Origin of the sequence: Chitinophaga sp. CB10 (assembly GCA_001870995.2) — a bacterium.
Classification (GTDB): domain Bacteria; phylum Bacteroidota; class Bacteroidia; order Chitinophagales; family Chitinophagaceae; genus Chitinophaga.
This window is the reverse complement of record MLAV02000010.1, coordinates 147,643-160,499: the sequence shown is the minus strand read 5'-3', so window position 1 is coordinate 160,499 and position 12,857 is coordinate 147,643. Positions and strand designations below refer to the sequence as shown.

General features: G+C 53.2%; 12 protein-coding genes. 10 read left to right on the top strand and 2 right to left on the bottom strand.

From position 1 onward, the window contains the following. Positions 1–15 precede the first annotated feature (15 nt). Entirely contained in the window at positions 16–765 is a 750-nt protein-coding gene (locus BOC67_RS15810) for an SDR family oxidoreductase (protein WP_291911575.1), read from the top strand. A gap of 66 nt (positions 766–831) precedes the next feature. Here the strand turns inward: BOC67_RS15810 and BOC67_RS15805 are convergent, their stop codons facing one another. After that, a complete protein-coding gene (locus tag BOC67_RS15805; protein ID WP_291911574.1) occupies positions 832–2,259 on the bottom strand; it encodes a PLP-dependent aminotransferase family protein in 1,428 nt (475 codons plus the stop codon). Positions 2,260–2,358: 99 nt separating this feature from the next. Between BOC67_RS15805 and BOC67_RS15800 the strand changes: the two genes are divergently transcribed. The 8 genes from BOC67_RS15800 to BOC67_RS15765 all read left to right on the top strand — a co-directional run bounded on the left by BOC67_RS15800 (position 2,359) and on the right by BOC67_RS15765 (position 9,037). Next, on the top strand, positions 2,359–3,282 hold the full coding sequence (locus tag BOC67_RS15800; RefSeq protein ID WP_291911573.1) for a DNA-3-methyladenine glycosylase: 924 nt from the start codon (positions 2,359–2,361) through the stop codon (positions 3,280–3,282). Further along, complete coding sequence (locus BOC67_RS15795) at positions 3,242–3,772, top strand: methylated-DNA--[protein]-cysteine S-methyltransferase (RefSeq protein WP_291911572.1); 531 nt, start codon at positions 3,242–3,244, stop codon at positions 3,770–3,772. Before BOC67_RS15800 ends, BOC67_RS15795 begins: the two co-directional genes overlap by 41 nt. Positions 3,773–4,251: 479 nt before the next feature. Beyond that, a complete protein-coding gene (locus BOC67_RS15790; RefSeq protein WP_291911571.1) occupies positions 4,252–5,163 on the top strand; it encodes an EamA family transporter in 912 nt (303 codons plus the stop codon). 161 nt (positions 5,164–5,324) lie between these two features. Continuing rightward, a complete protein-coding gene (locus BOC67_RS15785) occupies positions 5,325–5,765 on the top strand; it encodes an N-acetyltransferase (protein ID WP_291911570.1) in 441 nt (146 codons plus the stop codon). 30 nt (positions 5,766–5,795) lie between these two features. Further along, positions 5,796–6,347, top strand: coding sequence for an NUDIX hydrolase (locus BOC67_RS15780; RefSeq protein WP_291911568.1), 552 nt, complete (start codon positions 5,796–5,798; stop codon positions 6,345–6,347). 36 nt (positions 6,348–6,383) lie between these two features. Continuing rightward, on the top strand, positions 6,384–7,154 hold the full coding sequence (gene rlmB, locus BOC67_RS15775) for a 23S rRNA (guanosine(2251)-2'-O)-methyltransferase RlmB (RefSeq protein ID WP_291911567.1): 771 nt from the start codon (positions 6,384–6,386) through the stop codon (positions 7,152–7,154). A gap of 38 nt (positions 7,155–7,192) precedes the next feature. Beyond that, positions 7,193–8,044: a hydroxymethylglutaryl-CoA lyase gene (locus BOC67_RS15770; RefSeq protein WP_291911565.1), complete on the top strand. Its 852-nt coding sequence runs from the start codon at positions 7,193–7,195 to the stop codon at positions 8,042–8,044. A gap of 9 nt (positions 8,045–8,053) precedes the next feature. Then, the gene (locus tag BOC67_RS15765) at positions 8,054–9,037 is read left to right on the top strand and encodes a GSCFA domain-containing protein (protein ID WP_291911563.1); all 984 of its coding nucleotides are present in this window, start codon (positions 8,054–8,056) and stop codon (positions 9,035–9,037) included. On the opposite strand, the gene BOC67_RS15760 is transcribed toward BOC67_RS15765, so the two are convergent. Next, positions 9,032–10,492, bottom strand: coding sequence for an MFS transporter (locus BOC67_RS15760; RefSeq protein ID WP_291911562.1), 1,461 nt, complete (start codon positions 10,490–10,492; stop codon positions 9,032–9,034). The genes BOC67_RS15765 and BOC67_RS15760 overlap by 6 nt on opposite strands. Before the next feature lie 115 nt (positions 10,493–10,607). Here BOC67_RS15760 and BOC67_RS15755 point away from each other — a divergent pair, with 115 nt between their 5' ends. Beyond that, positions 10,608–12,851, top strand: a complete 2,244-nt coding sequence (locus BOC67_RS15755) for a patatin-like phospholipase family protein (RefSeq protein WP_291911561.1) — start codon at positions 10,608–10,610, stop codon at positions 12,849–12,851. The last annotated feature ends 6 nt before the right edge of the window (positions 12,852–12,857 follow it).

Sequence of the window (12,857 nt, the reverse complement as noted above, 5' to 3'; positions counted from 1 at the left end):
TTAAATCTTTAAAAAATGAGTGCTTATCAGGATAAAACAGTCGTTGTAACAGGCGGCAACAGCGGAATAGGATATGCTACAGCAGAAGAATTTTTGAAGAAAGGATACAGGGTACTCATCACCGGCCGTAATGCGGACGCTGTGCAAAAAGCAGTGCAGCAGCTGGGCGAGCCGGCGGCGGGCTTTACCGCTGATCAGCAGTCGCTCGCGGATACGAAGGAACTGGCGTCGTATATCCAACACCGTTATGGTAAAATAGATGTATTGTTCATCAACGCCGGCGTAGGAAAGTTTGCCAGCTTTGAAGATACCACGGAAGAGAATTTTGATACCACGATGGATATCAATTTCAAAGGGGCCTTCTTCACTGCGCAATACCTGCTCCCGCTGATCAACGAAGGCGGCAGCATCATCTTCCTTTCGTCCATCAATGCCCTGGCCGGCATGCCTAACGCTTCCGTGTACAACGCCAGCAAGGCGGCGCTTAACTCCCTTGCACGTACGCTGTCCAGGGAACTGGCATCCAGGAATATCCGTGTAAATGCCGTGAATCCGGGGCCTATATACACCCCTATATTCGATAAGGCGGGAATTGACGCAAGCACCCTCGACCAGTTCGGTACGCTGGTACCATTGAAGCGCATCGGTCAGCCTTCGGAAGTAGCCAAGTTGGTGACTTTCCTGGCTTCCCCTGACGCCAGCTTCATTACCGGTTCCGAAGTGAATGTGGACGGAGGCTTTGCCGTACATCCCCTCGCCGGTTGATTTGTCATTTTTGTAATTGTTCCGGTATTTCCCGCTGGTAGCTTCCTGGCGGGAAATATTACCGGGTTACCCCATTTTACGGATCAGTTTTCCCAACAGCTTCAAACTATCGTCTACCTGCTTGCTCCAGGGTACGCTGAAACTGATACGCATACAATTGCTGTACCTGTCCTGCAGGGAAAAAATTCTTCCGGGGCAAATGCTGATTTTGTGCTTCAGCGCCTGCTGAAACAGTTCGTATGTATTGATATGCCCTTCCAGCTCTATCCACAGCACGCAACCACCCTGCGGGCGGCTCACGCGGGCGCTCTCCGGGAAGTACTCCATGATAGCCTGGGAATAACGCAGGTACTGGGTATGTAATACTTTACGGAGATTTCTCAAATGATTTTCATACCGGCCGGTCTCCAGGAAGTTCCCTACGGCGGCGTGGGTGATGCTGGGCGAGGCGATGGCATGCATATGTTTCAATTGCAGGATGCGGTCTTTGTATTTTCCCGGAAGCGTCCATCCGACGCGGAATCCCGGGGCAACGGATTTAGACACGGAGCTGCAATAGAGCACATTTCCTTTTTTATCAAACGTTTTGCAGGTGGCGGGGCGCTGTTTGCCGAAGTAGAGGTCCCCGTAGATGTCATCTTCTATCAGCGCGATGTCGTATTTCTCGATAATGCTCACCAGTTCTTTCTTCTGCTTGTCCGGCATGCAACAGCCGATAGGGTTGTTGAAATTGGGGACGAAGAGGCAGGCTTTTATTTTATGGCGGGGAATGGCTTTGTCGAGATACGCGAGGTCGACCCCGGTAGTTGGATGCGTGGGCACTTCCAGGACTTTCAGTCCCAGTCCTTCCGCCAGCTGCAGCGCGCCGTAATAAGCCGGGCTTTCGATCGCGATCGTATCGCCGGGTTGGGTGGTAGCGCTGAGGCATAACGTTAACGCCTCTACGCAGCCGTTGGTAGTGACCACATCGTTTTCCGTAAAGGCGCCGCCCCAGCTGAGGGACAATAACGCCAGCTGCCTGCGCAGGCGGAGGTTGCCTTGCAGCGGATCATAGGCAATACCGTAGTGGGGCAGCTCCCGCAGGGCTTGTACGACGGCTTTGGCCATTTTGGCGCCGGGCAGGATATCCGGCGGCGGGGTGGCGACGGAGAACTTCACTACGTCGGAAGCGGCCATGAGGTTAAACACGGCTGCTACCATTTCGTGGACGGTTACTTCCGCCGCTTTCTTTACCGGCTCGCAGCTGGCGGGCAGCTCCGGCATGCGCTTGCTGTTGAAGCGGATGTAGTAGCCGGATTTGGGGCGGGATTCGATTAGCCCTTTGGCTTCCAGGTGGTAATACGCCTGGAAGGCCGTACTCAGGCTGATGCCCTGCTGCTTGCTCAAAGTACGCACGGATGGCAGTTTTTCACCGATTTTGAGGACTTCCTTTTCGATGAGCTGCTCGATATTGTCTGCTACCTGGATATACAGGTGTTCTGCTGTTTTAAACATACCGCAAAAATCTGATACGGTATAAAAGTAAGAAATTACATCTGTTTTTCGCAATTATCGGGCTTGTGGTTGCGGCCTGATTGTCTAATTTTGCAGGATATGAAAATTTTTGTGGATATCAACGATCCCGGCAATTTTTCCTTTGCGGAATGCCTGGTATTCCTGGGCAGGTCGGATAAGGAGAACCTGCATTTTATCCGGGACGGAAGGTTGCAGAAGATGATGGTAGCGGATGGAAGGCTGGTGTTGGCGACCGTGACGGGAGTGGAAGGGGAGAAGATGGGCGTGGACGTCCGGCTGGTGGAAAAGGGCGTTGCCGGTGAAACGCAGGGGATTTCTGACAAAGCCATCGCCTGCATATCCCAGTACGTAACCCGGTGGCTGCACCTGGATGGCGCATTACAACCTTTCTATGATTTCGCTGCGCAGCAGCCTTTGCTGGCAGGCTTGCCGGAGCGATATAAAGGGCTGCGGCTGATCGGTATCCCCGACTTGTTTGAAACCCTCTGCTGGACGATCATAGGGCAACAGATCAACCTCACGTTTGCGTACACCCTGCGCGAGCGGCTCATCCGGCATTTCGGCTGCAGCGTTGACCTGGATGGCCAGACCTACCACCTGTTTCCCCGCCCGGAAGTGATTGCCGCCCTAAGCCCGGAAGTGCTGACCGGCATGCAGTTTTCCGGTGGCAAAGCCCGCTACCTGATTGCCACCGCGCAGGAGATCGTGAACGGAACCTTTTCCATGGCGGCGCTGGACCGCATGGATTACCACCAGGCGAAAGAGCGATTGCTGGCGCTGAAAGGCATCGGCAACTGGTCCGCCAATTACATCCTGATGAAGTACGGCCGTTTCCCGGAAGCGCTGCCCCTGGAAGACGCCGGCCTGCACAACGCCATCAAGGCGCGTTTGCAGCTATCCGCCAAGCCATCGGCAGCGGAGTTGAAAGCCATCACCGGCAAATGGGGGCAACATGCTGCCTATGCTACGTTTTACCTTTGGAGAACATTACTACCCCAATAAATGTCATATGGATGCGCTGTATCATCTTCGTATAGACTCCCCCGTAGGGCCGCTGCTGATTAGCGGCACTACCACCCATATCACCGCCGTTTCTTTTACCGATAACCCGGAAGACGTCTTCCATGAGGCGCCGCCGCTGCTGCTGGAATGTGCGCAGCAGCTGTTTGAATATTTCGCGGGCGACCGGAAGTCGTTCGACCTTCCCCTCTCCCAACCGGGATCTGAATTCCAGCACCGGGTATGGGATCAGTTGTTGAAAATCCCGTACGGGCAAACCATCACTTACCTGCAACTTGCCAAACGGATCAATAACGTGAAGAGCATACGCGCAGTAGGTACTACGAATGGCAAAAATGCCATTGCGATTATTGTGCCCTGCCACCGTGTAGTGGGCGCAAACGGTGTGCTGACGGGCTATGCAGGAGGGCTGTGGCGGAAGCGCTGGTTGCTGGATCATGAGGGCGGGGATTTGTTTAAAGGGATGAGGTGAGGGGTATGTGTGGGACTTTGCGTTGGGGGGCAGGATAATTGGATCATGAAGGCGAGCGGGTTGAAATAAGCGTTATCTGCAAGATCTTCCTTTGCCACTCTGCCCTCTTATGCCACTTTGCGAGCAACCCTCCTTTGCGAGCAACCCTCCTTTGCCCCTTTGCCACTCTGCCCTCTCATGCCACTTTGCGAGCAACCCTCCTTTGCCCCTTTGTCACTCTGCCTTCTTATGCCACTTTGCGAGCAACCCTCCTTTGCCCCCTTATGCCCCTTTGCGAGCAACCCCCTCCGCTAAAATCTGATACGCCTAAAATATCCAAAACTGCATCTGTTTTAAGAATCTGAATTTCATCAATTTTGTGTTGTAATTACCTTATTTCCACAACCGGAAAAACAGGTAACAACGCTGCAAGTCCCTGCAAATACAGGGGTAGGCAGCTATTGCATGGCATCGCAACGTTAACCACACATCATCATAACATGCGTAAAGCTACACCAATCGGATACCTGGCGCTAACGATCGTTAGTATTTTTTGGGGCACCACTTATATGGCTTCCAGCATAGGCGTCCGCCACCTGCATGGCATCACGCTGTCAGGCTTGCGGCAAGGCACGGCGGGATTTATTCTGGTAGTTTTCTTCCTCCTCCGCGGCCACGCCGTACCGGAGCGTAAAGTGTTACTGAAGCTCTTCCTGATTTCATTGCTCATGCTCTGCGGCAGCAATGGCCTGATGACCTGGTCCATGAAATATATTCCCAGTGGCCTGGGCGCCATCATCAGCGCCACCGTGCCTATCTGGATCACGCTCTTCAGCTTCTTCATGGTGCAGCGCACCCGGCTCAGTACCCAGCTGTGCATCGGGCTGCTGCTGGGCTTTGCGGGCGTGGCGGCCATCTTTTACAATTATTTATCCAGCATGATCAACCCGGATTTCCGCTTCGGCATCATGCTCTGCGTGTTCGCCTCCCTTTGCTGGGCGCTGGGTTCCGTGCTAACGGCCAAGTGGGCGCTGAATATTAATTTCCTCTACGGGGCAGGCTACCAGATGTTTTTCAGCGGAATGGTGATGCTGGTGGTGTCCACCTTGTTCATGGGCGAGCCATTGCAGTTCGGCAGTTTTGATACCGAGCTTTGGGAAAGCCTGCTGTACCTGATTTTGGTGGGATCGTTACTATCCTACAGCGCCTATGTGTTTGTGCTGAATAACATGCCTACCTCGCTGGCGGCGGTGTATGCGTACATCAATCCTATTGTGGCGGTGCTGCTGGGCTGGTTCTGGCTGAAGGAAGGACTGACCTGGATGATGGGCCTGGGATCAATGATTACCCTGGGCGGGGTGTACCTGGTGAATAATGCCGTGGCGAAGAATAAACGCACTGCGATGTCATGACAACATATCCCCGGAACCTGTCCGGGTTATAACCCCAACCCCTACACGAAAATATTAAGGTAGAAGTATAGTCAGATGCCGCCCCGGTTTTTACCGGATCAGGCATCTGAACTATTTTTGCCCAAAAGGGTTTAACTTGAGAACTATTTAAATCAATTCATATGGAAATTATCCAGGCAACCACCATGCACCTCAACGAAGTGGCGGTATTGTTCGATACCTACCGGACCTTCTACAAATCCGCGCCGGATTTTGACGGCGCGCTCAAATTCATCTCCGAGCGCATGGAAAAAGGGGAAAGCCGCATTTACGTGGCCATGGAAGCGGACGAAATCGTGGGTTTTATGCAGCTTTACCCGATTTTTACCTCACTTGGCATGAAACGTGCGTGGTTGCTGAACGATTTATTTGTCCTGGAAGCCCATCGGGGCAAAGGCGCCGGCAGCAGGTTAGTGGACGCCGCCCGGCAGCTGGCCATCGATACCGGCGCAGGATATGTAACGTTACAAACGGAGGTGACCAACGAAACCGCACAGCGACTGTACGAAGGAAAAGGGTTTAAGAAAGACACCGATTTCTATTACTATTATCTGTCCGTTTAACCGTTCATTTTTCATTTTACTTTTTACAGGATGGATAAACATCAGAACCCCTGGAAAATACATTCCAGCGAAACGAGGTACGAAAACAACTGGATCAGGATCACGCATAACGAAGGGCTGAACCCTGCCGGCAATCCCGGCATCTACGGGGTCGTGCATTTTAAAAATATAGCCATCGGCGTATTGGCATTGGATGAGGAGATGAACACTTACCTCGTGGGGCAGTTCCGCTTTCCGCTGAACCGTTTCAGCTGGGAAATCCCGGAGGGCGGCGGCGCGCTGGACGAGGACCCGCTGGATGCCGCCAAACGCGAGCTGCTGGAGGAAACAGGGCTGGTAGCCGCCGAATGGGAACTGCTGACCCGCATCGATACCTCCAACTCCGTGACGGACGAAACAGCGGTGGTATTCCTTGCCCGCGGCCTGCAACAGGGCGCCTCCGAGCCGGAAGAAACCGAGCAGCTCACCGTCCGGAAAGTGCCTTTCGAGGAAGCCTTCCGTATGGTGCAGGACATGGAGATCACCGATTCCATATCCGTAGCGGCTATCCAGCGAATGAAGCTGCGGCTGCTGGGGTATTAGCACGGTATGTCCGCAACTACCTGTATCTTTGTGCCAATGGAAAGGAAATTTAAGCGGCACGCGAGCCCGCGTCCGAAGCAGTCATCGCTGATCATAGGCCGTCAGCCGGTTATGGAAGCCATCAACAGCGGCAAGCCTATCGAACGCATATTCATGCTCCGCAGTGCTACGGGGGATATCATCCCACAGATAAAAGAAGCGGCACAAACCTATAATATACCTGTCAACCTGGTACCGGTGGAAAAGCTCAACGGGCTTACCCAGGCCAATCACCAGGGCGTTATTGCCCTGGCCGGTAATGTGACCTACCTGGATTTGCAGGACGTAATTTCTCATGTAACCGAACAGGGGCAAACCCCGCTGTTCCTCATACTGGACGGTATTACGGACGTACGGAATATCGGCGCCATTGCCCGCAGTGCAGTATGTTGCGGGGCCCAGGCCATCATCATACCGGACAAAGGCGTGGCCGCCCTCAATGAAGAAGCCATGAAATCCTCTGCCGGCGCGCTGGAACGCATCGCCATCTGCCGGGTAAACAGTCTGCTCAAAGCCATCGATACCCTCCATCTCAACGGTATCAAAGTGCTTACCAGCGAAATGGAAACAGATGCCATGCTGCACGAGTGCGACCTTACCGAGCCGGTGGCCGTTATCATGGGCTCCGAGGATAAAGGCGTATATCCGGCGCTGCGCAAAGCATCCGATGTACTGTTCCGCATCCCGATGGCCGGTAAGTTTGAATCCTTCAACGTATCGGTAGCAGCGGGCATTATCCTGTACGAAGCCATGAAGCAGCGGATGTAACCGTATTTCTCAAAACTGCTTTATTCCAAACTATGCATATGCTTAAACTGATAGAATGTCCAAGAGACGCCATGCAGGGATGGCACAGGATCATCAGCACGGAAGAAAAAGTGGAGTACCTCAACGCCCTCCTCAAAGTGGGCTTTGATACCATCGATTTCGGCAGCTTTGTATCGCCTAAAGCCATTCCGCAGATGGCCGATACCGCCAAAGTGCTGCCGCAACTGGACCTTTCCGGCACTAAAAGTAAGCTGCTGGCTATTGTAGCCAATGTAAGAGGGGCCGAAGAAGCAGTGGTGTTCGATGAAATCAGTTACCTCGGGTTTCCCTTCTCGGTATCGGAAACCTTTCAGCTGCGCAATACCAATAAAACCATCGCTGAGTCGCTGGAACAGGTGCAAACCATCCAGGAACTCTGTATCAAAAATAAAAAAGAGCTGGTCGTTTATATTTCCATGGGCTTCGGCAACCCTTACGGGGATGCCTATAGCCCGGAAATCGTCCTGCGCTGGGTGGAGGAAATGGTGAAGATGGAAATCGGCACCATTTCCCTGGCGGATACCGTGGGCGTTGCCGACCCCGTCACCATCCGTAACCTCTTTAACCACCTCATTCCGGCCTACCCGCAGGTGGAGTTTGGCGCGCATTTTCATGCAGCCCCCCACAGCTGGGAGGAAAAGGTGCTGGCAGCCTGGGAACACGGCTGCCGGCGGTTCGACAGCGCCCTGAAAGGCATTGGCGGCTGCCCTATGGCCAAAGATGAGCTGGTGGGCAACCTGGCAACGGAAAACCTGGTCGCATTTTGCGAACGGCAGCAGGCGCCCCTGCAGCTGGACCAGTCAGCCATGCTGAAAGCCCAGGCCCTGGCCGATATTGTTTTTAAGAATTAAGCGGATTACATGCAATTTCACCTGAGCTTCCCGGTAGATACCCTGGAAAATGGCATTCAGTACGGCGATCAGCTGTTGCTGATGGGCTCCTGCTTTGCAGAGGAGATAGGACGTAAGCTGGAAGCGAATTTTTTTAATACCCTCATCAACCCGCATGGCATACTGTTCAATCCTCTCAGTATCACCCATGCCCTTACCACCTACCTGGACGGTAAGGTATATACGAAAAATGACCTCTTCTTCCATGATGACCGCTGGCATAGCTGGGACCATCACAGCCGTTTTTCCGGCGCTGACCCGGATAAGGTGCTGGAAGAAATCAACCGCCATCAGCAGCAGGCGGCCGCGCAACTGGAAAATGCCGACTGGCTGGTGCTGACGCTCGGGAGTGCGCATGCATGGCACCTGAAGGAAAACAACCGGCTGGTAGCCAATAACCATAAAGTGCCCGGGGACAACTTCTATAAACGTCTGTTATCCGCTGAAGAAATCATTACCGCCCTCGATAACGTGATGCACCGGCTGTTTTTCAGGAACAGGAAGGTGAACATCCTGTTTACCGTAAGCCCGGTCCGTTATATTCGCGATGGCGTGGTGGAGAATAACCTCAGCAAAGCGGTGCTGCTGCAGGCGGTACATCACCTGGTCAATAAGTTTGCGCGGCTGTATTATTTCCCGGCATATGAACTGGTGATCGATGATTTGAGGGATTATAGGTTTTTTAAGGAAGATTTAGTGCATCCTAATCAACAGGCTATCGACTATGTCTGGGATAAAGTGCTCGGGCACTGCCTGCATCCACAGAGCCTGCCAATACTCAAACAGCTCTCCGAATTACGCAAGGCGGCGGCCCACCGGCCATTCCACCCGGAGGGCGTCCGCCATCAGCAGTTCCTGGCTACCCAGGTGGCGAAAGTGCGGCAGCTGATGGAGGCGCATCCGGAACTGCAGCTGCAGCCATTATTGGAGCAGCTGCAGTCGCAGCAATTATAAAGCTTCTCCTTTCCGTTCGCGGATCATGACCATCCCAAACACAAAGCAGATCAGCGCTATGGCAATCGGGTAGATCAACCCGGCCAGGTGGTTATGGTATTGCGTAACGAGGATGGTAGAAATCGTAGGCAGCAGCCCTCCGAAAACCCCGTTGCCGATATGATACGGCAGGGACATAGACGTATAGCGGATGCGGGTTGGGAACAGCTCCACCAGGAATGCCGCGATAGGCGCATATACCATCGTCACAAAAAGCACCTGGATAAATACCAGCAATACGAGCAGTGAAAGGTTCTTCGTGCTCACAATAATTTCTTTTTTGCCATCCGTTTCGTTCAGGATGGTCTGATCGTCGTAGGTATGTACGCGGGTGGTCACGGTCACCATTTCCCCCGCGTCATTGCGATGGCTCTTATTCTCGATGCGGAAGGCATCCTTTAGCTCCACTTTATTATTGACGTTCCCAATGTTATCCATAGCGGCGTAAATAGGGTAGTAGGCCAGGGCTGCGATGAGCATACCCGCCATCATGATCTTCTTGCGCCCGATCCGGTCGGAGAGGCCGCCGAAATAGATGAAGAACGGAGTACCCAGCAGTAATGCAATCGCGATGATGACATTGGACTGCACAAATTCGATATTCATCGTTTTTTGCAGGAAGGAGAGCGCATAGAACTGCCCGGTGTACCATACCACGCCTTGCCCCATAGTAGCGCCAAAGAGCGCAATCAGCACTAATTTCAGGTTTTCCTTGTTGCCAAAGCTTTCCTTGATAGGGTTCGCGCTGGTTTTGCCTTCGGATTTCATCTGGGCAAACAGGGGGGATTCCTGCAGGCGGATGCGGATGTAGTAGGACATCACTACGAGCAGTACGCTGAGCAGGAACGGTATGCGCCAGCCCCATTCATTGAACGCCTCTGGCGACATGCTGGTGCGCGTGGCGAGAATGACGCCCAGCGATACAAACAGGCCCAGTGTAGCCGTGGTCTGGATAAAGCTGGTATAATACCCCCGTTTTTCCGCCGGGGAATGCTCCGCCACATAGGTAGCCGCGCCGCCGTATTCCCCGCCCAATGCGAGCCCCTGCAGGAGCCGTAGCACCAGGATCAGCGCCGGCGCTACAATGCCAACGGTGGCATAGCTGGGAATCAGGCCTATGGCGAAGGTGGAGCCGCCCATGATCATGAGCGTGAGCAGGAAGGTGTATTTGCGCCCTGCCTTATCCCCCAGGTGGCCGAATACGATCGCGCCGAAGGGGCGTACGATAAAGCCCACGGCAAAGAAGGCCAGGGTGGCGATGTAAGCCAGTTCAGGGTTGCTGGGCGGAAAGAATTTTTCAGAGATAATGGACGACAGGCTACCAAAGATGTAGAAGTCGTACCACTCAATCAGCGTGCCTGCCGAGGAGGCGAAGATAACCTGCCAGATGTTCTGCTTAGCAGTGAGTGTTTTCATAAACGTGTAGACGGATTGGATGATAAAAAGTATCCGTAAAAGTTAATGAAACTTTGTTATGTTTCATAACCGCATACAATCTTTCTTTATCTTTAGAGAAGAGCTGTTATAACCCATGAGATTGCGGCATATTACCTTACTCGCCTTATTGTTATGTGGAACCCTGTGGGCGTCCGCGCAGAACGGCCACAGGCCGAAGATAGGGCTTACCCTCAGCGGGGGCGGTGCGCGCGGATTGGCGCATATCGGCATCTTACAGGCGATAGACAGCGCCGGGCTGAAAATTGACTACCTCACGGGCACGAGTATGGGAAGTATCATCGGCGGACTATATGCCATCGGCTACTCCGGGGATTCCATTGAGGCCATCGCGAAGCATATGGACTGGAATGTGCTGTTCAGCAACCAGCCGAATATAACGGACATCTCCTATGAAGAAAAAGGGGAGTACAACAAATACATCATCGAGATACCTTTTGAATACGGCCGGCCCAAGCTGGCGTCCGGCGTGATTTCCGGCGAAGCCCTCTGGCTGCAGCTGGCCAAACTCTGCTGGCCGGCAAAAGACCAGAAAGATTTTTCCAGGTTCAATATTCCTTTCAAGTGCATCGCCACAGATGTGGCCACCGGCGAAATCGTGACCCTCGACAGCGGGGAGCTGGTGACCAGTCTGCGCGCCAGTATGGCCATCCCCTCCGTCTTCACCGCTGTAACCATTGATGGGCGCAAGCTGGTGGACGGGGGCGTGGTACGCAATTTCCCGGTTATTACCGCCAGGGAAATGGGGGCGGACCTCGTAATCGGCTCCAACGTGAGCGGCGGATTGCAAAAGGCGGACAAGCTCGTGACCCCTATTGATATCCTGTACCAGCTTGGCTTTTACAAAGATGCTGCGGACTTTGAGGAAGCCCGGAAGAAATGCGATATTTATATCTCCCTAAATAAAGAATTAAGCGCCTACTCCGCCGCCAGCTTTGGCAGTGTGGATTCCATCATTGCCGCGGGGCAGAAGGTGGGCCGGGAAATGTACCCCCTGTTCAAACACCTGGCGGATTCCCTCAATGCCCTGTATCCGCCAAAGGATAGCTTTGTGGCCAACCGGCTGCCGTTTGCGGCCGATATAGAACTGAGCAGCATACACGTAAACGGGCTGGTACACTCCGATGAAAAGTTCTTCAAGCAGCGCCTCCGGCTGCAACCCGGCGGCTGCTATACCTCCCAGCAGCTGAAAGAGGCCGTGCAGAACGTGTTTGGGACGAGGTTCTACAAGCTGATCACCTATAACCTTACGCCGGAAGGGTACGGGCGGAGCCGCATGGATATTGATGTGGAAGAGAACGCGCTTACCTATGCAAAGGTGGCGTTGAATTATAACAGCTTCACGAACGTGATGGCGGTGGTAAACCTTACCCAGCGGAATTTTATCGTGAAAAACTCCCGCAGCTTCGTGACGCTGGGCATCAGCGAAAATCCCCGCCTGGAGGCGCAGTACTTTAAGTACCTGGGGCGGCGCAGGAACTTTGGATTCGGTTTGGAAACCTATTATGAAAATAACGGGTTGAATTTCTACGACCAGGATTTTGATAAGATGCAGAACTACCGGAATAAGTACGCGCATGTGGGCATGAACGTGCAGTTTACCTTTGGCGGTACCATGGCCATGGGAGCGGCCACCAGGTGGGAATATATCAAGTACAAGCCCCAGTATTCCCCGCTGCTGGAGCTCAGGGGCAGTACCAACCAGATGAACAGCTTTGTGTACTTCGGCATTAATTCTCTCGACAGAAAAATTTACCCTACTAAAGGGATGCTGCTGGATTTCCAGACAGGCTATATCTACAGCCAGCACTCCGGCATACGGGTGAGTATGGACGGGCAGCCGCTGGATCCGGACAGTGTGGGCATCAGCTTCCGGGATTTCCAGCATGCCATGCTGAAGATGAAATACTACCTGCATTTCGATGATAAATCAGCCCTGGAACTGAATGCAGCCGGCGCGGTGAATTTCGGCAACCAGCAGTCCGGCGTGAATACCTATTTCATTGGGGGCATGACGGATGTGATGCATAACCAGGTCCCGTTTGTGGGCTTGTTTGAAGGGGAAGCTATTACCACCAGCGTGGCGGCTGTACAGGTAGCCTGGCAGTGGGAGTTTTTACGGAACTTGTTTGGGATGCCAAGGGTAGGAGCGGCGGTATATGACCTGAATGCCAGTACGAGCGGGAAGTATAAGTATTTGAGCGGGTATGGGCTGGGATTCGGCTATAGCAGCAGGTTAGGGCCTATTGAGGCGACTATGATGTATAGTGACCAGTTGGGGCGGTTAAGGTTTTATGTGAATATGGGTTTTAATTTTTAGGGGGGT

Bases quoted from the DNA above. Each gene is read 5' to 3' on its own strand.
- BOC67_RS15810 (WP_291911575.1), top strand. From the start codon at position 16: ATGAGTGCTTATCAGGATAAAACAGTCGTTGTAACAGGCGGCAACAGC.
- BOC67_RS15805 (WP_291911574.1), bottom strand. From the start codon at position 2,259: ATGTTTAAAACAGCAGAACACCTGTATATCCAGGTAGCAGACAATATC.
- BOC67_RS15800 (WP_291911573.1), top strand. From the start codon at position 2,359: ATGAAAATTTTTGTGGATATCAACGATCCCGGCAATTTTTCCTTTGCG.
- BOC67_RS15795 (WP_291911572.1), top strand. From the start codon at position 3,242: ATGCTACGTTTTACCTTTGGAGAACATTACTACCCCAATAAATGTCAT.
- BOC67_RS15790 (WP_291911571.1), top strand. From the start codon at position 4,252: ATGCGTAAAGCTACACCAATCGGATACCTGGCGCTAACGATCGTTAGT.
- BOC67_RS15785 (WP_291911570.1), top strand. From the start codon at position 5,325: ATGGAAATTATCCAGGCAACCACCATGCACCTCAACGAAGTGGCGGTA.
- BOC67_RS15780 (WP_291911568.1), top strand. From the start codon at position 5,796: ATGGATAAACATCAGAACCCCTGGAAAATACATTCCAGCGAAACGAGG.
- rlmB (WP_291911567.1), top strand. From the start codon at position 6,384: ATGGAAAGGAAATTTAAGCGGCACGCGAGCCCGCGTCCGAAGCAGTCA.
- BOC67_RS15770 (WP_291911565.1), top strand. From the start codon at position 7,193: ATGCTTAAACTGATAGAATGTCCAAGAGACGCCATGCAGGGATGGCAC.
- BOC67_RS15765 (WP_291911563.1), top strand. From the start codon at position 8,054: ATGCAATTTCACCTGAGCTTCCCGGTAGATACCCTGGAAAATGGCATT.
- BOC67_RS15760 (WP_291911562.1), bottom strand. From the start codon at position 10,492: ATGAAAACACTCACTGCTAAGCAGAACATCTGGCAGGTTATCTTCGCC.
- BOC67_RS15755 (WP_291911561.1), top strand. From the start codon at position 10,608: ATGAGATTGCGGCATATTACCTTACTCGCCTTATTGTTATGTGGAACC.